Here is a 21,172-nt window from a genome sequence, read left to right as displayed (position 1 = left end):
CCCCGCCCCCGAGGCCCCTTCCCCGTCTGCCCTCGCCCTTCCGCCCCACCGCTCCGTTCCACTCCCCGAGGAGATCCCCATGTCGCACCTGACCCGCCGCTCCCTGTTCGCCTCCGGCGCCGGCCTCGCCGCGCTCTCGATCACCGGCTGCGGCCTGGTGGGCGGGGGCTCCGACGGCCCCGAGGAGAAGGACGGGGTGACCACGATCACCATCGGCGCCTCGCCCAAGCCTCACCAGGAGATCCTGGAGTTCGTCAGCAAGAACCTCGCCGAGGACGCGGATCTGAAGCTGGACATCACGCCCTACACGGACTACCAGATCCCGAACCAGGCGCTGAACGACGGCGACATCGACGCGAACTACTACCAGAACCAGCCGTTCCTGGACTCGCAGGAGAAGGAGAAGGGCTACGACTTCTTCGCCTTCAAGGGCGTGCACATCGAGCCCCTGGGCCTGTACTCCGAGAAGATCACGAAGCTCGACGAGCTGAAGGACGGCGACGAGATCGCGATCGCCAACGACCCCACCAACCGCGGCCGCGGCCTGGGCCTGCTCGCCGAGGCGGGTCTGATCACCCTCAAGGACGGCGTCGAGGTCACCGACGCGACCACCAAGGACGTCGCCGAGAACCCGCAGAAGCTGAAGTTCACGGAGATCGAGGCCGCCCAGATCCCGCGCACTCTGGGTGACTTCGCGGCGGGCGTCGTCAACGGCAACTACGCGATCGAGTCGGGCCTGAAGCCGTCCGAGGACTCGATCGTGCTCGAGAAGAGCGACGCGGAGAACCCCTACGCGAACTTCGTGGTGGTGCGCACCGAGGAGAAGGACAACGCCGCGCTGAAGAAGCTCGACGAGCTCCTGCACTCCGACAAGGTCAAGGACTTCATCACCACCACGTACACCGACGGCTCCGTCATCCCGGCCTTCTGACCGGACGGGGCCCGACGGACGATCGACGTCCGTTCGGGCCCTCCGGCCGCTCAGATCCGGGCGGTCGCGCCGATCTGGTCGAGCAGCCAGGCGAGCTCGTCGGCCCGCTGCTCCCACTTCGCGTAGCGGCCCGAGCGCCCACCGTGCCCGGCGACCATCTCGCAGCGGAACACGATCGGCCGCTCGTCCTGGTCGCTGGTCACGGTCTCGCGCAGGCGCGCCACCCACTTCGCGGGCTCGACGAAGAACACGCGGGTGTCGTTCAGCGAGGTCGAGGCGAAGATCGCCGGGTACTCGACCTCCCGCACGTTCTCGTACGGCGAGTACGACTTCATGTACGCGTAGACCTCGGGATCGTGCAGCGGGTCGCCCCACTCCTCCCACTCGCCCACGGTGAGGGGGAGCGAAGGGTCCAGGATAGTGGTGAGCGCGTCCACGAAGGGCACGCCCGCGATGATCGCCCGGAACCGCTCGGGGGCGAGGTTCGCGATCGCGCCCATGAGCAGGCCTCCCGCGCTGCGGCCCTCCGCGGAGAGGCGGTCCGGCGCGACCCAGCCCGCGTCGACCAGGTGCGCCGCGCAGTCCACGAAGTCGGTGAAGGTGTTGCGCTTCTCGAGCAGCTTGCCGTGCTCGTACCAGGGCCTGCCCATCTCGCCGCCGCCGCGCACATGCGCCACGGCGACCACGACCCCGCGGTCCAGGAGGGACAGGCGCGTGGGCACGAACGAGGGGTCCATGGACGCCTCGTAGGAGCCGTAGCCGTAGAGGTAGCCGGGGTTCGTGGCGTCGGGCGCGACCTCCCGGCGGGCGGCCAGCGAGATCGGGATCGCGGTGCCGTCGGCCGCCCGCGCCCACAGGCGCTTCTCGACGTACAGCTCCGGGTCGTAGCCCGGGACCGGGGTGCGGCGCAGCACCTCGTGCTCGCGGGTGCGCACGTCGACCTGGGCGATCGTCGACGGGGTGAGCAGGCTCGTGAGCTGGTAGCGCAGGAGCTGCTCGTCGAACTGGTGGTTCGCCTGCAGGAACACGGTGTCGAGCTCGCCGCCGTGGGAGACGTCCCAGGCGTCCTCGACCGCCCAGGCGTGCGCCGCCGTCTCCGCGTCGACGTCAGCGCCAGCACCGGTCTCAGCGTTCAACCCCGTGCCCGCGCTCGCCGCCCCGCGCCGGGGGATCACGCGCACCGCGGCGAGCCCGCCGCTGCGCAGCTCGAGCGCGGCGAAGCCCGCGAATGCGTCGACGGACTCGAGGCGCTCGCCGTCGGCTGCCTCGAGGATCGTCGTCCAGGATCCTGGGTCCTCGAGCGGTGCGGTTGCGAGCGCGAAGCCGGGCGCCCCGTCGTTGTGGACCACCAGCAGGTGGTCCCCGGCGGGCTCGAGCGAGTACTCGATCCCGGGCCGACGACCACCGGCGGAGCGCGGTGCCGAGGTGGGATCCGAGAGGTCAAGGAGCCAGCCCTCGCTGGTCGTGGTCGAGGCGGCCTCGATGATCAGCGTGGAGCCGTCGCGCGAGGTCCCGAAGCCGATCGAGAAGCGCTCATCGGTCTCTTCGAGGACCAGCTGATCCTCCTGGGCATCCGTCCCCAGGCGGTGACGCCAGATCTGGTGCTGGCGCCAGGCGTCGTCGACCCGCGCGTAGAACAGCCACTGCTCATCGGTCGAGAACGCGAGCCCGTAGCCGGCGCCGCGCACCGCCTCGTCGATCACCTCGCCGCCCGCGCCGCGCTCGCCGCCCGAGCTCCCGCGGCGCAGGTCCGTGACCACCACGTCGAAGCGCTCGTCGCCGCGCACATCGGTGCTGAAGGCGAGCAGGGCCTGGCTGGGGGAGGGGCGCATGCCGCCGAGGGAGAAGAACTCCTGGCCCTCGGCGAGGGACTGCGCGTCGAGGATCACCTGCTCGCCGGGCAGCAGCACGCCGGGCTCGACGGCGGGGACGCCGCCCGCGCCGCGCGGCAGCTCCGGGGTCTCGGCGACGCGCGTGTGCCGCGGGTAGTCCTCGCCCTCGGTGGTGCGGGTGAGGTACCACCAGTCACCGCGGCGCACGGGCACGGACTGGTCCGTCTCCTGGGTGTGGCCGACGAACTCGGAGACCAGCTCGGTGCGCAGCCCCGACAGGTGCGCCGTGCGCGCGTCCGCGAAGGCGTTCTCGGCCTCGAGGTGCTCGATGACCTCGGGGTCCTCCTTGACGCGCAGCCACTCGAAGGGATCGCTCACGGTGTCGCCGTGGTGGGTGCGGTCCGTCGGCCGATGGACGGGGCGGGGCGGTCGGGGCGCGGACGCGGCCGGATCTGCGGGAGGCTGGGAGGGAGTCGGGGCATCGGTGCTCGTCATCCCGTCGAGGGTAGTGCCTGCGCCGGTGAACTGGATCGCACGTCGGCGCCCGCGGTTTGCCCGTCGTTCATGGCCCTGCGTAGAATCGCGGGCGGTAGCGTGTCCGAGCGGCCGAAGGTGCATCACTCGAAATGATGTGTGGTTAATAGCCACCGCGGGTTCAAATCCCGCCGCTACCGCCCTTGGCCCGGAGCTCGTCCGGGTCCCGAAGGCCCCCGCCGGTTCCGGCGGGGGCCTTCTGCTGTCCGCGCACGTCCTTGTCGCCGCGGGGGTAGCGTCGCCGCAGGCCCCTGCGTCGGGACCGCTCGCCGCACCCTCCCGGGAGGAACCCCATGACCGCACCGCGCACCCTGACCGCCGACCTGCTCGTCCTGGGCTGGGGGAAGGGAGGGAAGACGCTCGCCGCGAGCATGGCCGCCGCCGGGCGCCGCGTCGTGATGGTCGAGCAGTCCTCTCTGATGTACGGCGGGACCTGCATCAACATCGGCTGCGTGCCCACGAAGACCCTCGTGCACGCCGCGGACGAGCGCCGCGAGGGTGACGACCCCCAGGAGTACTTCGACCGTGCAGTGGACACGCGCGACGCCCTCATCGGGAAGCTGAACGACGTCAACCTGCACATGCTCGCCGACCACGACACCGTGACGATCGTGGACGGCCGCGCCCGCTTCGTCGGGCCCCGCGAGGTCGAGGTGACTCCCTCCGCTGGCGGTGCCGGCCTCGCCGAGCACCTCCTGATCAGCGCCGATACCGTCATCGTGAACACCGGCGCCGAGCCCGTCCTGCCCGCGGTGCCCGGCATCGACGGGCCGCGCATCCACACCTCCACCTCACTCCAGCACGTGAAGCCCTTCCCGCGCCGTCTCGCCGTGATCGGCGCGGGACCGATCGGCCTCGAGTTCGCCGCGATATTCCGCAGTTTCGGCAGCGAGGTCACCGTCATCGCCCGCGGCGAGCGGATCCTGCCCGCGGAGGACGACGACGTCGCGGACGCGGTGCGCGAGGTCCTCGAGGACGAGGGCATCACGCTCATCACCAGGACCTCCGTCGGCGAGTACGTCGACGGCCCGGACGGCGTCGCGCTGCACGGCACGGACGACGGGAACGGCGCACCGCTCGTGGCCGACGCGGTCCTGGTCGCCACCGGCAGGCGGCCCGCCACCGCGGATCTGGGTCTCGAGCAGGCGGGCATCGAGGTCGACGAGCACGGCACCGTCGTCGTCGACGACCAGCTGCGCACGAGCGCCGAGGGCGTGTTCGCGATGGGCGACGTCCATGGGCACGGGCAGCAGACCTACCTCTCCCTCGACGACAGCCGCATCGTGGCCTCCGCGCTCACGGGCGACGGCTCGCGGCGGCTCTCGGACCGCGTCGCGGTGCCGTCGACGACCTTCCTCACCCCGCCGCTGTCGGCCGTCGGCCTGACCGAGCGCGAGGCTCGCGAGGCCGGCCACGAGGTTCGCACGGTGCTCGCGCCCGTCGCGGGGATCAAGGCGATGCCCCGCCCGAAGACACTGGGGGACGCCCGCGGCGTGATCAAGGTGGTCGTCGACGCGCAGAGCGATCTCGTGCTGGGGGCGCGTTTGTTCCACGTCGACTCCCAGGAGGTCGTGAACCTCGTGGCGCTCGCCATGCGCGCGGGCATCACGGCCACGCAGCTGCGCGACGGGATCTGGACCCACCCGTCCTCGACCGAGGCGCTCAACGAGGTGCTCGGCCGGCTCTCCTGAGGCCTGCTCGTGCGAGCAGGATCAGTTGAACGCGAGCAGGATCAGATGAACTCGTAGGGGTCGAACTCGTCGATCTCGATGACGCGCACGCGCGGCAGCGGGCTGGTGAACGTCCCGGCGTCGAACTCGAGGTCGAGGATCTCCACGCGCGGCACCTGCCGCAGGTCGGAGGCCATGAACTCGCGGAAGCCCACGATCGCGAGGCGCCGCTCGTCGTCCTCCGAGAGGTCGCGCATCTGGTCGACGAAGTCGCGGTCGTGGCTGACCAGGGCCACGTCGGCCGCACGTTCCTTGAGGGCGGTGAGCGTCCGCTGGATGGCGATGTCCACGACCTTGCCGTCGCCCCGCAGAGGGATCGGCGTGTAGCCCATGGCGAGCAGCGCCTGCACGAAGCTCGCGGGGAGGTCGCTCGCGACGGCCAGGAAGAACAGTCCGTGGGTGGGCTCGGCCCAGTGCTCCTGGATGAAGCTCAGCAGCGTGTTCCAGCGCGGCCTCTCCTCGGGGTGCGGGCGGCGCCCCAGGACCGAGAGGCCCAGCGTGGCGTCGATGTTCTCGCCGTCGACGAGGAGGTAGGAGCTGCGTTCATCCATGGTGGCGAGCCTATCGGTCGTGGCCGGGTGGTCGGGCGCGGGTCCGACGGGGTCGACGGCGGGCGCGGGTCCGACGGGAGTCTGCGCAGCCGGATGCGGGGGAGCGGCCGGATGCTGGGCAGCTGCGGGCGCCGGCGCCGGCGGCCCGGCCGGGCTCTCCGCTCGTCGTCCCACGGCGCTCAGCCCTTCACCGAGCCGGACATGAGACCGGCGATGAAGTAGCGGGAGAGCAGCACGTACACCACGAGCGTCGGCAGGGAGGCGAGCAGCGCGCCCGCCATCGAGACCCCGTAGTCGGTGAGCAGCGCGCCGTTGGCCAGGTTGTTCAGGGCGAGGGTGACCGGGCCGTTGCGAGGGGTCGAGAAGAACACCGCGAACAGGAAGTCGTTCCAGGCGCTCGTGAACTGCCAGATCCCCACGACCACGAAGCCGGGGATCGCGATCGGCAGCGCGACCGAGGAGAAGGTGCGCAGCATGCCCGCGCCGTCCACGGTCGCGGCCTCGATGAGCTCGTGCGGGATCGTCTCGAAGTAGTTGCGGAAGATCAGGGTGGTGATGGGGATGCCGAAGACCACGTGCAGCAGGATCAGCGAGGGGATGCCGTTGGGGATCTCGGTCGCGAGCACGAGCTGCAGCAGGGGGATCATCACCGCCTGGTAGGGCAGGAACATCCCGAACAGGATGAGGGTGAAGACGATGTCGGCCCCCGGGAAGCGCCACCGCGAGAGGACGAAGCCGTTCAGGCAGCCCAGCACCGAGGAGATGATCGTCGAGGGGATGACCAGCGAGAGGGTCCGGCCCAGCGCCGGGGCGAGCGCCGTCCAGGCCCGCTGCCAGTTCTCCAGCGTCCAGGTGTGCGGGAGCGCCCAGGCCCGCGCGGGGCTGGCATCGCCGCCGGTCTTGAAGCTCGTGATGACCAGCACGTACACGGGGATCAGCACGAACAGCACGCCCAGCAGGATGGCGAGATAGCGCAGGGTGCGGCCGACGGGCGTGGGGCGGGTGCCGGGGGCGCCGCGGCCGCGGGAGGCGAGCGGGGAGCTCTCGCCGAGCGGCGCGGCGCTCGGCGGCGCGGACGTCGTGGTGCTCATCGGGTGCGCTCCCGGTGCTGCTGGATCAGGTAGGGGACGATGAGGATCGCGATGAACGCGAGCAGCACCGTGCCCACGGCCGCGGCGTTCGCGTAGTCGAAGCTCGACTTGAACACGTACATGTCCACCGCGGGCACCTTGGTCTGGTAGTTCGCGGGCTTCGAGATCGACATGATGAGGTCGAAGGACTTCAGCGACATGTGCGCGATGATGACGATCGCGCTCATGAGCACCGGCGTGAGCTGCGGGAAGATCACGTGCCGGTACATCTGCAGGCTGCTCGCGCCGTCCATGCGGGCGGCCTCGCGCAGGTCGTCGGGCACCCCGCGGAAGCCCGCGAGGAACAGCGCCATGACGTATCCCGAGAGCTGCCAGATCGCGGGGATCGCGATCGCGGCGATGCCGAAGGTGACCTGGTTCCACCAGGGGTTCTCGAGCACGTCGAGGCCCACCATCTGGAACAGGCGGTTCAGGCCCGTCGCACTGTCCCCCTGGTTTGAGTTCAGCAGCCAGCGCCACACCACGCCCGAGGCGACGAAGGAGATCGCCATCGGGAACAGGTAGACGGTCTGGAAGATGCGCCCGCCCGGCAGCGGCCGCTCCAGCAGCCACGCCCACACGAAGCCCACGATCATCGCGCCCACGAGGAACACCGCCGTGAACAGCACGAGGTTCCACAGCGAGTGCTGGAACTGCGGGCTCTTGAACAGGGCGACGTAGTTCTCGAGGAACACGAAGGAGACGTCCTTGCGGCCGTTCGCCTGCGCGGCCGTGTGGTTGTCGGTCATCGACGTCCACAGGTTCCTCGCGATGAGCACGTAGACGAAGACGCCGACCAGCACGAGGGAGGGGGAGATGAGCAGCAGCGGCGGTCCGTACCGGCGCACGCGGGATCGCATTGAGCTCCGTTCCTCAGCTCGCGTACTTGTGCGCCGCCGCGACCAGGGCCTTCTGGTAGGCCGCGAGGTCGGAGGCGCCCGTGGTGAACTGGCTGGTGGCGTCCGAGAGATCGTTGAGCCAGGCGACCGGCACCGCGGCGCCGTGGGCGATCGACGGGGAGATCGCGTCCTCGGCGAAGGACTTCAGGGCCGTCTGCGAGTAGGTGCCGAACTGGGACTCGTCGACGTCGGTGCGCGCGGGGATCGACCCCTTGGCGAGGTTGAAGGCGAGCTGGCCGTCCTTCGAGGAGAGCGTGTCGAGCCACGCCTTCGCGCCGTCGGCGTTCGGGGCGCCGACGGGCAGGGTGAAGGAGTCGGCGAGGAAGCCGAAGATCTTCTCCTTGCCGGGCAGCGGGAAATACGTGTAGTCCTCGCCGTCCTTCAGCTTCGCCTGCTGGAAGGCGGCCTCCGCCCAGTCGCCCATCACGTTGTAGGCGGCCTTGCCGTCGATCAGCTGCTGGGTCGCGTCGGGCCAGTCCAGGGAGTCGCGGTCGGTGTTGGTGTACCCCATCATCTTCTGGAAGGCCTCGAGCGAGGAGGTCACGGCGGCGTCGTCCCAGGTGGTCTTCCCGTCGAACAGGCCGTTGTACTTCTCGGAGCCGAGCTCGGACATGAGGATGGCCTCGAGCAGGTTCACCTGGCACCAGGTGGTGCCGACGGACAGCGCGGTCACGCCCGCGCCCTTCGCCTTCTCGAGGTCGGCGAGGAAGTCGTCGACGCTGCCCGGGGCCTTCTTCGCGTCGATCCCCGCCTTCTCGAGGACCTTCGCGTTCGCCCACACCACGTTCGAGCGGTGGATGTTCGAGGGGATCGAGTAGATCTTCCCGTCGACCGTCAGGCGGTCCACGAGGTCCTTCGGGAAGGCGTCGGTGAGCTTGTACTCGTCGTAGAGGTCGGAGACGTCCTCGATCTGCGCGGCGTCGATGTAGTCCTGGAGCTCGGCGCCCGCGTGGGCCTGGAAGGTGTCCGGCGGGTCGCTGGCCTGGAGGCGCGACTGCAGCATGTCCTTGGCGGCGGAGCCGGCGCCGCCCGCGACCGCCCCGTTGACGAAGGTGAAGTCGGAGTGCTGCTCGCCGAACACCTTGACCAGCGCGTCGAGGCCGGCCTTCTCGGAGCCGGCGGCCCACCAGGTGAAGACCTCGACGTCGGTGCCGCCGTCGCCGCCGGAGCCGGAATCGCCTCCCGAGCTGCACGCGGCGAGTGCGCCGACGCCGAGGGCGGCGGAGGAGAGGGCGAGGAAACGTCTGCGATCCAACATGTTCTTCTCCTTCGAAGACACGGGATGGGGGTGGGGAGCTGCAGCGGGAGGGGGAGTGCGCAGCGGGATGGGGCGGGTGCCCGCTCGACGTCGAGCCGGCAGGTCGACTCTAGAACAGTCCTGGTCGCGATGGGGTCGTGACCGGCAGACCGTGACCGCTTCGTGACGGCGTCCGCCCCGGTCCGCGGGCCGACGCCCTCCCCGCTCCGCGGGCTCCGGCAGGGACCGTCCACGGCTCCGCGCAGGGGCCGCCGGGCACGTAGCATGAGGTGGTCCAGCGCGCCCGAATCCTCCCCCACGGGCCCATCACAGAGGGAGTCCGAGATGTCCCAGTACACAGGTGTGGCGGTCAGCCCCGGCCGCGTCGTCGGCACGGTCCGGACGATGGCGCCGCCGGTCGCGGAGCCGCCCGTCGGCGAGAAGATCCCCGAGGACGCGGATCCTCAGGCCGAGGCCGCACGCATCGCCGAGGCCGCCGCGAGCGTGCAGAAGGCGCTCACGCACCGCGCCGAGCACGCCCCGGGAGACGGGAAGGCCGTGCTCGAGGCGACCGCGCAGATGGCCGCCGATCCCTCCCTCACCCAGACCGCGCAGGGCTTCGTGCTGGCCGGCGGCGCCTCCGCGGCGCGCGCCGTGTGGGAGGCCGGCGACCAGGTCGCCTCCATGCTCGAGGGCCTCGGCGGGTACATGGCCGAGCGCGCGGCCGACGTGAAGGACGTGCGCGGCCGCATCGTCGCCGAGCTGCGCGGCGAGCAGGCGCCCGGCATCCCCGATGTCGAGGAGCCCTTCGTGCTCACGGCGACCGACCTCGCTCCCGCGGACACCGCGACCCTCGACCCCGCGCTGGTGATGGCCCTGGTGACGTCCGACGGCGGGCCGCAGTCGCACACCGCGATCCTCGCCCGCCAGCTGGGCCTGCCCGCGATCGTCGCCGCCAAGGGCGTGCTCGACATCGCCGACGGCACCGAGGTGTTCGTCGACGCCGGCTTCGGCACCATCACCGACGACGTCACCGACGAGCACCGGCGCTTCGCGGAGGCCTGGACCGAGCTGCAGAAGAACCCGCTGACCTACGAGGGCGGCGGGATCGAGCTCACCGACGGCACCCGCATGCAGCTGCTGGCCAACATCGGCGGCGCGAAGGACGCGAAGGCCGCAGCCGCCGCGCACGCCGACGGCGTGGGCCTGTTCCGCACCGAGTTCCTGTTCCTGGACCGCGAGGACGAGCCGACCGTCGAGGAGCAGACGACGGCCTATCTCGAGGCCTTCGCGTCGTTCCCCGGGAAGAAGGTCGTGGTGCGCACGATCGACGCGGGCGCCGACAAGCCTCTGCCCTTCCTCACCGACACCGACGAGCCGAACCCCGCGCTCGGTGTGCGCGCCTACCGCACCTCGTGGGAGAAGCGCTCGGTGCTGACCAACCAGCTCGACGCCATCTCCGCCGCCGCGAAGCAGAGCGACGCGACGGTGTGGGTGATGGCCCCGATGATCTCGACCACCGAGGACACCGAGGACTTCGTGGGCCTGTGCCGCGAGCGCGACCTCGCGCCGGCCGGCATCATGGTCGAGACGCCCTCGGCCGCGGTCACCGCGGACCGGCAGCTCGCGGCCTGCGACTTCGCCTCGATCGGCACCAACGACCTCACCCAGTACACGATGGCCGCCGACCGCATGCTCGGCACCCTCGCGCACCTGAACAACCCGTGGCAGCCCGCGGTCCTGACCCTCGTGAAGGCCACCTGCGACGGCGCCCGCGCGGCGGGCGGCGACCCCGAGGCCTTCGGCGAGAGCGCCGCGAAGCCCGTGGGCGTGTGCGGCGAGGCCGCAGGCGATCCGGGCCTCGCCGTGGTGCTCGTGGGCCTGGGCGTCAACAGCCTCTCGATGACTCCGCGCTCCCTGCCTGCGGTCGCGAAGGTGCTCTCCACGGTCTCCCTCGAGCAGGCGCAGCAGCTCGCGGCCGCCGCCGTCGCCGCGCGCACCGCGGACGACGCCCGCGACGCCGTCCGCGCCGGCCTCCCGATCCTGGGAGAGCTCGGCCTCTGACGCGCGCCCGTCGCTCGCAGCGCGCCCGTGCCCGCGAGGGCGACGACATGAGGGCCACGAACCCGGATCGGTGGGATCCGGTTCGTGGCCCTCATGTCGTGCGGGTCCACGGGCCGACGGGCGTCGGCCCCCTGTGGCTCACTCCTCGGCGTCGAGGTCCTTCTCGAGGAGCGCGGCGAGGGCCGCGACGGACTCGTCGGCGCCGTCGCCCTCGGCGCGCAGGGTCACCTCGTCGCCGTGGCCGGCGCCGAGAGTCATGAGCATGAGGATGCTCGACGCCTGGACGGCGTTGCCGCCGGCCTTCTCGATGGTGACGGTCGCGGGCTGCTCGCCGGCGGCCTTCGAGAAGATGGCCGCCGGGCGCGCGTGGAGCCCGGAGGCGCTGGCGATGGTGACGGTGCGCTCTGCCATGGTTCAGCCTTTCGATGGACCGCCGCTCGGGGCGACGGCGCGGCGCGCGGGCGGGTCTGCCCGCGCTCTGGGTCGGGAGTACTCAGGGACGATATCGGACGCCGATGGACGGTGTCCTGGAGGCGGACGCCCACGGGGCGTCGTCGGGATCGCCCGCCTGGTCAGAGCACGGACTGCCGCTCGGCGATCCTCTCCTTGACCTGCGGGTACAGCGGGTGCTCGGGGTCGAGCCCGGTGATCTCGGCGGTCGCGCCGTCGGCGTCCTCGGTGCGCAGGATCTCCTGCAGCCGGTCCGCCTCCTCGTCGCCCTCCGGGGTGAAGGCGAGAGCGGCGGAGAAGGAGTCCAGGAGCCCCTGGGCGGCCATGTCGCGCTCGGCGAGCTCGGCGGCGGGGCCGACGATGCGGTCGTGCCGGGAGAGCTTGCGCAGGGGCGCGCGGCCTACGCGCTCGACGGGATCGGGCAGGGCGCGGTTGTGGAAGCGCCCGAGCACCTTGGTCGCATAGTCCTGCTGCGTCTGCGCATCGAAGCCGTGCTTGGCGATGAGCAGCTCGGAGGTCTCCGCGAGCACCTCGCGGACCTTGGCCTCGACGGCCGGGTCCTCGATGGCGTCGGCGATGGTCGCGTGACCGGCCCTCCAGCCGTGCCAGGCGGTGGTGGCGTGGCCGGTGTTCACCGTGAACAGCTTCCGCTCGATGTACGGGGCGAGGTCGTCCACCCAGGTCACGCCCGGGATGTCGGGCACGTCGCCGCCGAAGGGCGTGCGGTCCACGGCCCACTCGTGGAAGTCCTCGACGGTGACGTCGAGGCCCGCGGCGGGGTCCTGGACGGGCACGATCCGGTCCACGGCGGTGTTCGCGAACAGCGCCTTGGCGTCGAGGTCGTCGCCCTCGTAGTTCTTCCGGATCTCCTCCTCGAGGGTGTCCGTCGCGTTGATCGCGTTCTCGCAGGCCATCACGGCGACGCGGGGTGCGTCGGCCGCGCGCGCAGCGATCCCGGCGGCGATCGCCGGCGCGACGAACCGCAGGATGTGCACGCCCACGGCCGTGGTGACCACGTCCGCGGAGGCGATCTCACCGGTGAGGGTCTCGAGGTCCTTCCCGGAGTTGACGGCGCGGAAGCCGTCGACGACGGTCTCCGTCGGGTGCTGGCCGACGGTCCGCACGGTGTAGGAGTCCGCGGCGTCGAGGGAATCGATGAGGGCGTCGGCGACGTCGGCGAAGACGACCTCGTACCCGGCCTCGTGGAGCAGCAGCCCCACGAAGCCGCGGCCGATGTTGCCGGCGCCGAAATGCACTGCCTTCTTGGCCATATCGGATCAGTCCTTGTCCTCGGAGAAGATGTCCAGGATCTCCTGCGCGGTGGTGGCCTTCTCGAGGCGCTCCACCTGCGCGGGGTCGGAGAACGTCATGGCGACGTTCTGCAGCAGGGCGAGGTGCTCGTTGCCCACGCCCGCGATGCCCACGACGAAGGTCACGGGGTTGCCGTTCCAGTCGATCCCGTTCGGGTAGCGCACGAACGACATGGCCGAGCGGGAGATGGACTCCTTCGCCTCGTTCGTGCCGTGGGGGATCGCCAGTCCGTTGCCCATGAACGTCGAGACGGTCGCCTCGCGATCGTGCATCGCGCTGACGTACTCGGTGTCGACCGCGCCGGCGCGGACCAGGAGGCCGCCGGCCTCGTCGATCGCGGCGTCGGCCGAACCGGCGCTGCCGTCGAGCACGATCGAGGACGCCGAGAGGATCTCGGGGCCCTGATCGGCCGACGCGGCATCGGACGGCGCGGCTCCGGCCGGAGCGGCGTCTGTCGACGACGGCTCCTGGACGGGCTCGGCGCGGTGCGTGTTCGCGGAGGCCGCTGCGGCACCCGCCCCGGCTCCCGCCGCTGTTCCGGCTCCGGCCGCGGCGACGGCACCGCCGGTGCCGGCGCCCTCGGCAGTCGCGGTGGAGCCGCCGTCGGCCCCGGCCTGATCAGCGGCGGAGTCGTCGGCCGACGCGGCATCGGGGTTGTTGCGCTGCTCGACGAGCTCGACGACCTCGTCGTAGCGCGGCGAGTTCATGAACTGGTCGACGCTCACCTGGATCGCCGAGCCGGTGCGCTGGCGGGCGCGGTCGGTGAGCTCCTTCTGCGTCACCACCACGTCCCACTCGTCGTTCAGGCTCGAGATCGCCTTGTTGGTGACCTCGACGTCGTCGAAGCCGGCGGCGCGCACCTTCTTGCGCAGCACCGTCGCGCCCATCGCCGAGGACCCCATGCCCGCGTCGCACGCGAACACGATCCGCTGGATCGGGTCGGTGTGCGAGGAGCCGTCGGCGGCCGCCGCGGCACCGGCCGCGCCGCCCGCCGCCGCACCGCCGGTGAGGGCACCGGCGACGGAGGACTTCTTGCCCTTCATCTGCTCCATCTTCGCGGTGGCCGAGGCGATGTCGCCGTCGTCCTGCTTGCCGATCTTCAGGAAGATCATGGAGAGCACGAAGCTGACGGCCGTCGCGCCCGCCACGGCGATCGCGATGCCCAGGTATGAGTCCGTCGCGGCGCTGCCGAAGATCGCGATGATCGACCCAGGGGCGGCCGGGGAGCGCAGGCCCGTGTGGAACAGGACGTTGAGGAACACGCCGGTCATGCCGCCGCCGATGGCGGCGATGATGAGGATCGGCTTCATGAGCACGTACGGGAAGTAGATCTCGTGGATGCCGCCGACGAACTGGATGAGAGCGGCTCCAGGGGCGGACGCACGCGCGGCACCGCGGCCGAAGATCGAGTACGCCAGCAGGATGCCGAAGCCGGGGCCGGGGTTGGCCTCGAGGAGGAAGAGGATCGACTTGCCGTCGCGCGAAGCCTGCTCGAGGCCCAGCGGCGTGAGGACGCCGTGGTTGATCGCGTTGTTGAGGAAGAAGACCTTCGCGGGTTCGATGAGGATCGACACCAGAGGCAGCAGGCCCAGGCTGATGAGCCCTTCCACGCCGTTGCTCAGGAGAGTCATCAGCCCGTTGATGACAGGGGCGAAGGCGAAGAACCCGAGGGCGGCCATGGCGAAGCCGAGGATGCCCGCCGAGAACATGTTCACGAGCATCTCGAAGCCCGCCGGGATGTGCTCCTGCCACAGGCGGTCGAGCTTCTTCATCACCCATGCGGCGAGCGGTGCCATGATCATCGCGCCGATGAACATGTGCACCTCGCCCAGCGGCGCGTACTCGGAGGCGTCGTGGCCCTCGGCCACCCACTGCGCGAGCAGCCGGGTGTTCTCGGCGGCGATCAGCGCGTCGGATCCGGCGATCACGCCCATGGTGGCGACGACGCCGACCACGGCGCCGCGCGCCTCGTAGACCATGCGTCCGCCGGTGTTGGCGATCAGCAGCGGCAGCAGATAGTGGATCATCGGGCCGACGATGCCGCCGTAGGCGACGCCGTCGTCGCCGGTGAAGCCGCCCAGCGCGGGCACGGGGGTGAAGCCCTTCTCGATGAAGAACGCGGTGAAGATGCCCCAGGCGATGAGCGCCGGGATGTTCGGCATCACCATGTTCGACAGCGAGGTGCCGACCTTCTGCAGGGCCACGCGCGGGCTGAAACCGCTCTTGGCCTCGGTTGTTGTAGTCATGACTGTCCTCATCGACGCCCCGGGGCGGGAAAGGTCGCAACCCGGGTGGGCGGAGCGGCGTGCCGGTGGAACGCCGAGGCCGACGCGGAGGATGTCCGCCGGTCTGCCTGGATTCTAGGACGGTCAGCGGTCCTGCAGGGAGCCGGTGTGCTCGTCCGACGCGATGTCGGCGTCCTCGGGCGCCGTCTCCTGGTCGTGCGGGAACACGAATCGCCCATAGGTGAGATATCGGAAGGTGGTCGAGACCACCTGTCCGATGAGCGTGCCGGAGACGTTGTCGGCGAGCGCCGAGTCCAGGCCCAGCACGTACCGCGAGAAGCCCAGGCAGGCGAGCTGCAGGGCGGAGGCCAGCACGTTGAGGCCAACGAACACGAGGATCGAGCGGGCGGTGCGCGGGCTCGGCCGGTCGCGGTAGGTCCACAGCCGATTGCCCAGGTAGGTGAGGGACGAGGCCGCGACGATCGTGAGCACCTTCGCGGTGATCGGATGCGCGTGCAGCAGCCCGTGCCCCCAGCCGCTCGCGGGGGACCAGAAGACGAGCAGGTTGTAGAGGGCGGCGTCGAACAGGAAGACGAGGCCGCCCACGGTGAGGAACTTCAGGCTCGGACCCAGATGGCGGGCCCAGAGCCCGTCCGTCGCTGATCCGGGCACCCCCGCACACTATCGGCCCGGGTCGTAGAGTGGGCGATCGCCCGTTCCCCGTCGGCCGCATCGCACACCGCCGCCGACCCCAGCTCCCGGAGGTCCCCATGGTCCACGTCGCCCTCGCCATCGCCGGCTCCGAGGCCACCGGAGGCGCGGGCGCGCAGACCGACATCAAGACCTTCCACCAGCTCGGGGTCTTCGGCAGCGTGGCCCTGACCTGCATCGTGAGCTTCGATCCGCAGGACGGCTGGGCGCACCGCTTCGTGCCGATCGACCCGGGGACGATCGCCGACCAGATCGAGTCGAGCACCGCCGTCCACGAGATCGACGCCGTGAAGCTCGGCATGCTCGGCACCCCGGGCACGATCGACGTGGTCGCGGGCGCCCTCGCCGAGCACGATTTCCCGCACGTGGTGCTGGACCCGGTGATGATCTGCAAGGAGGGCGAGGACGACACCCCCGCCCGCGCCACGGACGACGCGCTGATGGCGAAGATCCTGCCGCGCGCCACCTTCGTCACCCCGAACCTGGGGGAGACCCGGATCCTCGCGGGCACGGGCCCCCTCGAGTCCCTCGAGGATCTCACCGCCGCCGCGCGCGCGATCCACGAGCGCTGGGGCGTGACGGTCCTCGCCAAGGGCGGCGTCGAGCTCGCCGGCGAGGACGCCGTCGACGTCTTCGTCGACGACGAGCGGGAGGTGGTGCTGCGCAGCCCGAAGATCGGGGAGCACCGCGTGTCCGGGGCCGGTTGCACGCTCGCGGCGGCCGTCACGGCCGAGCTCGCGAAGGGCGCCGACGCGCTCGACGCGGCGCGCACCGCGAAGCGCGTGGTCACCAGCGCGATCGAGCACCGCCAGCACGGCCGCGCCCCCTTCGACGCCGTCTACCAGGGCTTCTACCGGGGCTGATCCGGGGGCCGGACCGACAGGCCCGGTCGACGGGCACGGCGGTCAGGCGAAGGCCGCGGTGCGGGCGAAGAGGCCGGTCACCCCGCCGGAAAGCAGCAGCACGACCGTCTGCCCTGGGCCGAGCTCACCGCTGCGGATTCTTTCCACGAGCCCTGCCGCGGCCTTGCCCGTGTAGACCGGATCGAGCACCAGGCCCTCGGTGCGCGCGAACAGTCGCAGCGCCTCGACCATGCCGGGCGTGGGCAGCGCGTACCCGGGGCCGACGAAGTCCCCGAGCCCCACGATCCTCTCCCTCGGAACCTCCGGCAGACCCAGGAGCTGCGTGACCTCTCGGGCGAGCCCCACGATCTTCGGCTCCTGCTCCTCGCGCGAGCGGCTCACGTTGATGCCGACCACATGGATCCCGCTGCCCGCGGCGTGCAGACCCGCGACCAGGCCCGCCTGCATCCCGGCGGAGCCGCTCGGCGTCACGATCTCATCGACCTCGAGTCCTGCCTCGTCGATCTGGCGCAGCAGCTCGTCGGCCGCATCCACGTAGCCGAGCGCGCCCAGGGTGTTCGAGCCGCCGATCGGGATCACGTAGGGGCGGGCGCCTCTCGCCTCGAGCTCCCGGGCGATCTCCTCCATGCGGGCGCCGAGGTCGGCGCCGTGCGGGTGCACCTCCACGGTCTCCGCCCCCAGGAGGTCGAAGAGGAAGCGGTTGCCCGTGTCCTCGGGCGGATTCCCGCCCGGGACGGCCGCGCCGTCGGCCCCCAGGTCCTCCTCGAGCACGAGATGGCAGGCGAGGCCATCGACGCGGGAGGCGGCCAGGGTGAGCCGGCAGTGGTTGGACTGCACGCCGCCCGCCGTGACCAGGCAGTCGGCGCCGCGGGCCAGGGCGTCGGCCACGAGGAACTCGAGCTTGCGGGTCTTGTTCCCGCCCAGGGCGAGGCCCAGCAGGTCGTCGCGCTTGACCCAGATCTGCGGCCCGCCGAGCTCTGCGCTGAGCCGCTCCAGGTGCTGCAGGGGCGTGGGACCGTCGGTGTACCGGCGGCGGGGGAGGGCGGTGAGGTCCATGGTCACTCCGTTCGAGCGTCGGTGCCGGCGGAGGGTGCGCGCTCCACCTCTCGTGCGCGGTCGGTGCGGATGCGCTCTGTGGCGGTTCGTGGCACCCTACGCGGTCCCCGTCGCTCTCCGTGAACTCCCCGGTGCCCAGCCCCGCGGGCGGTCACGAGAGGGCATCGATCCAGGCGGCGGGGCCGCGTCGCGTGGACAGAATGCCCGGATCAGGGAATGCTTCCGGCATGAGCGAACACAGCCCGGGCAGCCCGTCGGGCGCCGAGCCCGTGATCTCGGTGCGCGGCGTCGACAAGCACTTCGGCGACTTCCAGGCCCTGAAGGACATCGATCTCGACATCCACCGCGGCGAGGTCGTCGCGCTCATCGGGGCCTCCGGCTCGGGCAAGTCCACGCTGTGCCGCTGCATCAACCGTCTGGAGACGATCAGCGCCGGCGAGATCCTCATCGACGGCGAGCCCCTCCCGGAGGAGGGCCGGGACCTCGCGCGCCTGCGCAGCGACGTCGGCATGGTCTTCCAGTCCTTCAACCTCTTCCCCCACCTGCGCGCCGTCGACAACGTGACGCTCGGGCCGACGAAGGTCCGGGGGGTCTCGAAGTCCGAGGCCACGAAGGAGGCGATGGACCTGCTCGCCCGCGTGGGTCTCACGGGCAAGGAGCACAGCCTGCCCGCGGCGCTCTCGGGCGGCCAGCAGCAGCGCGTCGCGATCGCCCGCGCGCTCGCCATGAAGCCCAAGGCCATGCTCTTCGACGAGCCCACCTCGGCCCTGGACCCGGAGGTGATCAACGAGGTGCTCGACGTGATGACCGAGCTCGCCGAGGCCGGCATGACGATGCTCGTGGTCACCCACGAGATGGGCTTCGCCCGCCGGGTCTGCGACCGCGTCGTCTTCATGGACGCCGGCGAGATCGTCGAGCAGGGCGAGCCCGAGCAGTTCTTCACCGCCCCCGAGTCCCAGCGCGCCAAGGATTTCCTCTCGAAGATCCTCCCGCACTGATCCCTCGCGCCCGATCCCTCCATCCCCGATCCCGTTCCCGACGAAGGAGAACCCGATGACCTCCACCAGCTTCCGTCCCGCCCGCCGCGCCGTGGTCGCGGCGGCCGCCGCGCTGCCGCTCGGCGCCGCGCTCGCCGCCTGCTCCTCCGACTCCGACGACGCCCCGTCGCTCGGCGGCGGGAGCGACGACGGCGGCGCGAGCTCCGCCTACGACGGCGTCATCACCGCGGGCCCCGTCGCTGATGACGCCGACGTGCAGAAGAGCGCGTGGGCGAAGAAGATCAAGGACTCCGGCAAGCTCACCCGCGGCGGCACCACCGCCAATCAGGTGTTCTCCCTCATCGACCCCTCGACGAACAAGGTCACGGGCTTCGATGCGGGCATCACACAGCTGCTCGCCCGGTACATCCTGGGCGACGGCGGCGAGGAGAAGGTCGACTACGTGGACACCACCGTCGACACCCGCGAGACCATGGTCGAGAACGACTCGGTGGACTGCGTGATCGCGACCTACTCGATCACCCCCGAGCGCCTGGACAAGATCGACTTCGGCGGGCCCTACTACCTCTCGGGCACCGCCATCCAAGTGCGCACCGAGGACAAGGACTCGATCACCGGGCCCGAGGACCTCACCGGCAAGAAGCTCGTCACCCAGTCGAACTCCACGGGCATCCAGGCCATCGAGGAGCACGTGAAGGATCCGGGCAAGACGGAGACCCTCGCCGACAACGAGTCCTGCGTCGCCGCCCTCAAGCAGAAGCGCGTGGACGCCTACGTGCTCGACCAGGGCGTGCTGCTCGGCAACTCGAAGGCGGACCCGTCGGTCACCGTCGTCGGCAAGCCCTTCACCGAGGACCCCTACGGCATCGGGCTGAACAAGGACTCCGACGCACTCGACTTCGTCAACGGCTTCCTGAAGGCGATCGAGGACGACGGCACCTGGAAGAAGCTCTACGAGGCCACCATCGGCCAGGTCATCGAGGACGAGACGCCCGAGCCGCCGACCATCGGCGACCTGCCGTCCTGATCCACGGGGGACCGACGGAGGGCCGACGGAGGAGCGACGGAGGGACGCCATGCAGATCATCCTCGACAACATCCCGCTGCTGCTGCAGGGGATCGGCACCACGATCGCGCTCACGGTGCTGGGGTACGCGTTCGCGCTGGTCCTCGGCACGGCGCTCGCCGTATGCAGGGTCAGCCCGATCCCGCCGCTGCGCTGGGCGGCCACCGTCTACGTGGAGATCTTCCGGAACATCCCGCTGCTGAGCCTGCTGATCCTGCTGGCCTTCGGTCTGCCCGACGCCGGGGTGCTGCTGCCCTACTTCTGGTGCGGGGTCGCGGGGCTGTCGCTCTCCGGCGCGGCCTTCGTGTGCGAGAACATCCGCTCGGGCATCAACACGGTCCCGATCGGCCACGCCGAGGCCGCCCGCTCGATCGGGCTGGGCTTCTTCGGGGTGCTGCGCTACGTGGTGCTGCCGCAGGCCTTCCGCACGATGGTGCAGCCGCTCGTGAACGTGTTCATCGCGACCGTCATCGGGTCCTCGCTGTGCGCGGCGATCTCGGTCGTCGAGATCACCTACGTCACCCAGCAGCTGAACATCGCTTCCGCGCAGGCCGTGCTGCTGTTCCTCGTCGCGGGCGCCCTCTACCTCGCGCTCTCGCTCGGGGTGGCCTACCTCGGCCGACGCGTCGAGAGGGCGGTCGCCCCGGGCGACGCGCGCCCGCTGCGCACCGCCGACCGACTGCAGGGGGCGGCGCAGGCATGAGCACCACGAGCACCTCGGCCACGCAGGTCCTCTTCGACGCCCCCGGTCCGCGGGGCCGTCGGCGGATCCTGCTGATCTCGATCGTCTCCTCCCTCGCGATCCTCGCGCTGATCGCGCTGGGCCTGTGGCAGTTCCAGCGCAACGGCCAGCTCGCGGCCGACAAGTGGCTGCCCTACCTGCGGCGCGACTACATCGCGTTCCTGGGCAAGGGGCTGATGGGGACGCTCGAGGCGACGGCCGTCGCCGCCGTCATCGCCTTCCCCTTCGGACTCGTCCTGGCCCTGGGGCGGATCTCGCGGGCACGGGCCCTCAGCGCGATCTCCGCGGTGTGGATCGAGTTCTTCCGCGGCATCCCCATGCTGCTGGTCGTCTACGCGTTCCTGCTGGCCCTGCCCGCCTACGGCGTGAACCTGCCGCGCTTCTGGATGCTCGTGGTGCCGATGATCCTGGTGAGCTCCGCGAGCACCGCGGAGGTGTTCCGCGCGGGCATCGGGGCGGTGGACCGCGGCCAGGACGAGGCGTCGGCCGCGATCGGCCTCTCCCGCGGTCAGACCATGCGCTACGTGATCCTCCCGCAGGCCGTGCGCCTCGTGCTGCCGAGCCTGATCCTGGCCCTGGTGAGCCTGCTCAAGGACTCGACCCTCGGCTTCGTGGTGAGCTTCAACGAGCTGCAGTTCCAGGGCAAGACGATGGTCTCCATCACCCGCTTCCTGGTGCAGACCTATGTGGTCGTCTCGGTGATCTACATCGTGCTGAACTTCCTGCTCACCAAGGCCGCGGGCCTGCTCGAGCGGCGCATGCGGCGCCGCGCCGCGGAGGGCGGCGGCCGATCCCGCTGATCGTGTCCCGTTCGCACCGGCCACCGCGGTGGCGTAGTGTCG

18 protein-coding genes and 1 tRNA gene are annotated in these 21,172 nt (G+C 70.9%); 9 read left to right on the top strand and 10 right to left on the bottom strand.

Annotated elements, in window-relative coordinates; genetic code table 11:
• Nucleotides 1-79: 79 nt before the first annotated feature.
• Nucleotides 80-931, top strand: coding sequence for a MetQ/NlpA family ABC transporter substrate-binding protein (locus I8D64_RS13615; protein ID WP_200503336.1), 852 nt, complete (start codon nucleotides 80-82; stop codon nucleotides 929-931).
• A gap of 50 nt (nucleotides 932-981) precedes the next feature.
• Here I8D64_RS13615 and I8D64_RS13610 read toward each other — a convergent pair whose 3' ends face one another.
• A complete protein-coding gene (locus I8D64_RS13610; RefSeq protein ID WP_200503335.1) occupies nucleotides 982-3,258 on the bottom strand; it encodes a S9 family peptidase in 2,277 nt (758 codons plus the stop codon).
• A gap of 93 nt (nucleotides 3,259-3,351) precedes the next feature.
• Here I8D64_RS13610 and I8D64_RS13605 point away from each other — a divergent pair.
• Nucleotides 3,352-3,437, top strand: a tRNA-Ser gene (locus tag I8D64_RS13605).
• Nucleotides 3,438-3,590: 153 nt separating this feature from the next.
• Complete coding sequence (locus I8D64_RS13600) at nucleotides 3,591-4,988, top strand: FAD-dependent oxidoreductase (protein ID WP_200503334.1); 1,398 nt, start codon at nucleotides 3,591-3,593, stop codon at nucleotides 4,986-4,988.
• A 41-nt stretch (nucleotides 4,989-5,029) separates the two neighbouring features.
• Here I8D64_RS13600 and I8D64_RS13595 read toward each other — a convergent pair whose 3' ends face one another.
• The 4 genes from I8D64_RS13595 to I8D64_RS13580 form a co-directional block, all read right to left on the bottom strand.
• Complete coding sequence (locus tag I8D64_RS13595) at nucleotides 5,030-5,578, bottom strand: NYN domain-containing protein (protein WP_200503333.1); 549 nt, start codon at nucleotides 5,576-5,578, stop codon at nucleotides 5,030-5,032.
• A 179-nt stretch (nucleotides 5,579-5,757) separates the two neighbouring features.
• On the bottom strand, nucleotides 5,758-6,669 hold the full coding sequence (locus I8D64_RS13590) for a carbohydrate ABC transporter permease (protein WP_200503332.1): 912 nt from the start codon (nucleotides 6,667-6,669) through the stop codon (nucleotides 5,758-5,760).
• Nucleotides 6,666-7,568 (bottom strand): carbohydrate ABC transporter permease, encoded by a 903-nt coding sequence (locus tag I8D64_RS13585; protein WP_200503331.1) that lies wholly within the window; start codon nucleotides 7,566-7,568, stop codon nucleotides 6,666-6,668. Before I8D64_RS13585 ends, I8D64_RS13590 begins: the two co-directional genes overlap by 4 nt.
• A gap of 13 nt (nucleotides 7,569-7,581) precedes the next feature.
• Entirely contained in the window at nucleotides 7,582-8,865 is a 1,284-nt protein-coding gene (locus I8D64_RS13580) for an ABC transporter substrate-binding protein (RefSeq protein ID WP_200503330.1), read from the bottom strand.
• 324 nt (nucleotides 8,866-9,189) lie between these two features.
• Here I8D64_RS13580 and ptsP point away from each other — a divergent pair, with 324 nt between their 5' ends.
• The gene (gene ptsP / locus I8D64_RS13575) at nucleotides 9,190-10,908 is read left to right on the top strand and encodes a phosphoenolpyruvate--protein phosphotransferase (protein ID WP_200503329.1); all 1,719 of its coding nucleotides are present in this window, start codon (nucleotides 9,190-9,192) and stop codon (nucleotides 10,906-10,908) included.
• A gap of 138 nt (nucleotides 10,909-11,046) precedes the next feature.
• Here ptsP and I8D64_RS13570 read toward each other — a convergent pair whose 3' ends face one another.
• From I8D64_RS13570 to I8D64_RS13555, 4 genes are all read right to left on the bottom strand, one after another.
• Nucleotides 11,047-11,319 carry an HPr family phosphocarrier protein gene (locus I8D64_RS13570; RefSeq protein WP_152353681.1) on the bottom strand — a complete coding sequence of 91 codons (273 nt, stop codon included), beginning with the start codon at nucleotides 11,317-11,319 and terminating at the stop codon, nucleotides 11,047-11,049.
• Between the two features lie 161 nt (nucleotides 11,320-11,480).
• A complete protein-coding gene (locus tag I8D64_RS13565) occupies nucleotides 11,481-12,629 on the bottom strand; it encodes a mannitol-1-phosphate 5-dehydrogenase (protein WP_200503328.1) in 1,149 nt (382 codons plus the stop codon).
• Between the two features lie 6 nt (nucleotides 12,630-12,635).
• Nucleotides 12,636-14,915, bottom strand: a complete 2,280-nt coding sequence (locus tag I8D64_RS13560; RefSeq protein ID WP_200503327.1) for a PTS sugar transporter subunit IIA — start codon at nucleotides 14,913-14,915, stop codon at nucleotides 12,636-12,638.
• Between the two features lie 123 nt (nucleotides 14,916-15,038).
• Nucleotides 15,039-15,566, bottom strand: coding sequence for a GtrA family protein (locus I8D64_RS13555; protein WP_200503326.1), 528 nt, complete (start codon nucleotides 15,564-15,566; stop codon nucleotides 15,039-15,041).
• 98 nt (nucleotides 15,567-15,664) lie between these two features.
• On the opposite strand from I8D64_RS13555, the gene I8D64_RS13550 reads away from it, so the two are divergent.
• Nucleotides 15,665-16,468 carry a hydroxymethylpyrimidine/phosphomethylpyrimidine kinase gene (locus I8D64_RS13550; protein WP_200503325.1) on the top strand — a complete coding sequence of 268 codons (804 nt, stop codon included), beginning with the start codon at nucleotides 15,665-15,667 and terminating at the stop codon, nucleotides 16,466-16,468.
• Between the two features lie 42 nt (nucleotides 16,469-16,510).
• Here the strand turns inward: I8D64_RS13550 and I8D64_RS13545 are convergent, their stop codons facing one another.
• Nucleotides 16,511-17,524, bottom strand: coding sequence for a D-cysteine desulfhydrase family protein (locus I8D64_RS13545; RefSeq protein WP_200503324.1), 1,014 nt, complete (start codon nucleotides 17,522-17,524; stop codon nucleotides 16,511-16,513).
• Nucleotides 17,525-17,751: 227 nt separating this feature from the next.
• On the opposite strand from I8D64_RS13545, the gene I8D64_RS13540 reads away from it, so the two are divergent.
• The 4 genes from I8D64_RS13540 to I8D64_RS13525 are packed head-to-tail and all read left to right on the top strand — an operon-like array spanning nucleotide 17,752 to nucleotide 21,130.
• On the top strand, nucleotides 17,752-18,522 hold the full coding sequence (locus I8D64_RS13540) for an amino acid ABC transporter ATP-binding protein (RefSeq protein ID WP_214651266.1): 771 nt from the start codon (nucleotides 17,752-17,754) through the stop codon (nucleotides 18,520-18,522).
• A 55-nt stretch (nucleotides 18,523-18,577) separates the two neighbouring features.
• Complete coding sequence (locus I8D64_RS13535; protein WP_200503323.1) at nucleotides 18,578-19,549, top strand: glutamate ABC transporter substrate-binding protein; 972 nt, start codon at nucleotides 18,578-18,580, stop codon at nucleotides 19,547-19,549.
• 49 nt (nucleotides 19,550-19,598) lie between these two features.
• Nucleotides 19,599-20,291 carry an amino acid ABC transporter permease gene (locus I8D64_RS13530; RefSeq protein ID WP_200503322.1) on the top strand — a complete coding sequence of 231 codons (693 nt, stop codon included), beginning with the start codon at nucleotides 19,599-19,601 and terminating at the stop codon, nucleotides 20,289-20,291.
• Entirely contained in the window at nucleotides 20,288-21,130 is an 843-nt protein-coding gene (locus I8D64_RS13525) for an amino acid ABC transporter permease (protein ID WP_200503321.1), read from the top strand. Before I8D64_RS13530 ends, I8D64_RS13525 begins: the two co-directional genes overlap by 4 nt.
• The last annotated feature ends 42 nt before the right edge of the window (nucleotides 21,131-21,172 follow it).

Origin of the sequence: Brachybacterium halotolerans (assembly GCF_016623465.1) — a bacterium.
Lineage (GTDB): Bacteria > Actinomycetota > Actinomycetes > Actinomycetales > Dermabacteraceae > Brachybacterium > Brachybacterium halotolerans.
Note: the sequence above shows the minus strand (reverse complement) of the source record. Positions and strands in the feature narration are given on the sequence as shown.

What these genes read in the sequence shown, in the direction of transcription:
- I8D64_RS13615 (WP_200503336.1), top strand. Translation starts at nt 80, where the DNA reads ATGTCGCACCTGACCCGCCGCTCCCTGTTCGCCTCCGGCGCCGGCCTC.
- I8D64_RS13610 (WP_200503335.1), bottom strand. Translation starts at nt 3,258, where the DNA reads ATGACGAGCACCGATGCCCCGACTCCCTCCCAGCCTCCCGCAGATCCG.
- I8D64_RS13600 (WP_200503334.1), top strand. Translation starts at nt 3,591, where the DNA reads ATGACCGCACCGCGCACCCTGACCGCCGACCTGCTCGTCCTGGGCTGG.
- I8D64_RS13595 (WP_200503333.1), bottom strand. Translation starts at nt 5,578, where the DNA reads ATGGATGAACGCAGCTCCTACCTCCTCGTCGACGGCGAGAACATCGAC.
- I8D64_RS13590 (WP_200503332.1), bottom strand. Translation starts at nt 6,669, where the DNA reads ATGAGCACCACGACGTCCGCGCCGCCGAGCGCCGCGCCGCTCGGCGAG.
- I8D64_RS13585 (WP_200503331.1), bottom strand. Translation starts at nt 7,568, where the DNA reads ATGCGATCCCGCGTGCGCCGGTACGGACCGCCGCTGCTGCTCATCTCC.
- I8D64_RS13580 (WP_200503330.1), bottom strand. Translation starts at nt 8,865, where the DNA reads ATGTTGGATCGCAGACGTTTCCTCGCCCTCTCCTCCGCCGCCCTCGGC.
- ptsP (WP_200503329.1), top strand. Translation starts at nt 9,190, where the DNA reads ATGTCCCAGTACACAGGTGTGGCGGTCAGCCCCGGCCGCGTCGTCGGC.
- I8D64_RS13570 (WP_152353681.1), bottom strand. Translation starts at nt 11,319, where the DNA reads ATGGCAGAGCGCACCGTCACCATCGCCAGCGCCTCCGGGCTCCACGCG.
- I8D64_RS13565 (WP_200503328.1), bottom strand. Translation starts at nt 12,629, where the DNA reads ATGGCCAAGAAGGCAGTGCATTTCGGCGCCGGCAACATCGGCCGCGGC.
- I8D64_RS13560 (WP_200503327.1), bottom strand. Translation starts at nt 14,915, where the DNA reads ATGACTACAACAACCGAGGCCAAGAGCGGTTTCAGCCCGCGCGTGGCC.
- I8D64_RS13550 (WP_200503325.1), top strand. Translation starts at nt 15,665, where the DNA reads ATGGTCCACGTCGCCCTCGCCATCGCCGGCTCCGAGGCCACCGGAGGC.
- I8D64_RS13545 (WP_200503324.1), bottom strand. Translation starts at nt 17,524, where the DNA reads ATGGACCTCACCGCCCTCCCCCGCCGCCGGTACACCGACGGTCCCACG.
- I8D64_RS13540 (WP_214651266.1), top strand. Translation starts at nt 17,752, where the DNA reads ATGAGCGAACACAGCCCGGGCAGCCCGTCGGGCGCCGAGCCCGTGATC.
- I8D64_RS13535 (WP_200503323.1), top strand. Translation starts at nt 18,578, where the DNA reads ATGACCTCCACCAGCTTCCGTCCCGCCCGCCGCGCCGTGGTCGCGGCG.
- I8D64_RS13530 (WP_200503322.1), top strand. Translation starts at nt 19,599, where the DNA reads ATGCAGATCATCCTCGACAACATCCCGCTGCTGCTGCAGGGGATCGGC.
- I8D64_RS13525 (WP_200503321.1), top strand. Translation starts at nt 20,288, where the DNA reads ATGAGCACCACGAGCACCTCGGCCACGCAGGTCCTCTTCGACGCCCCC.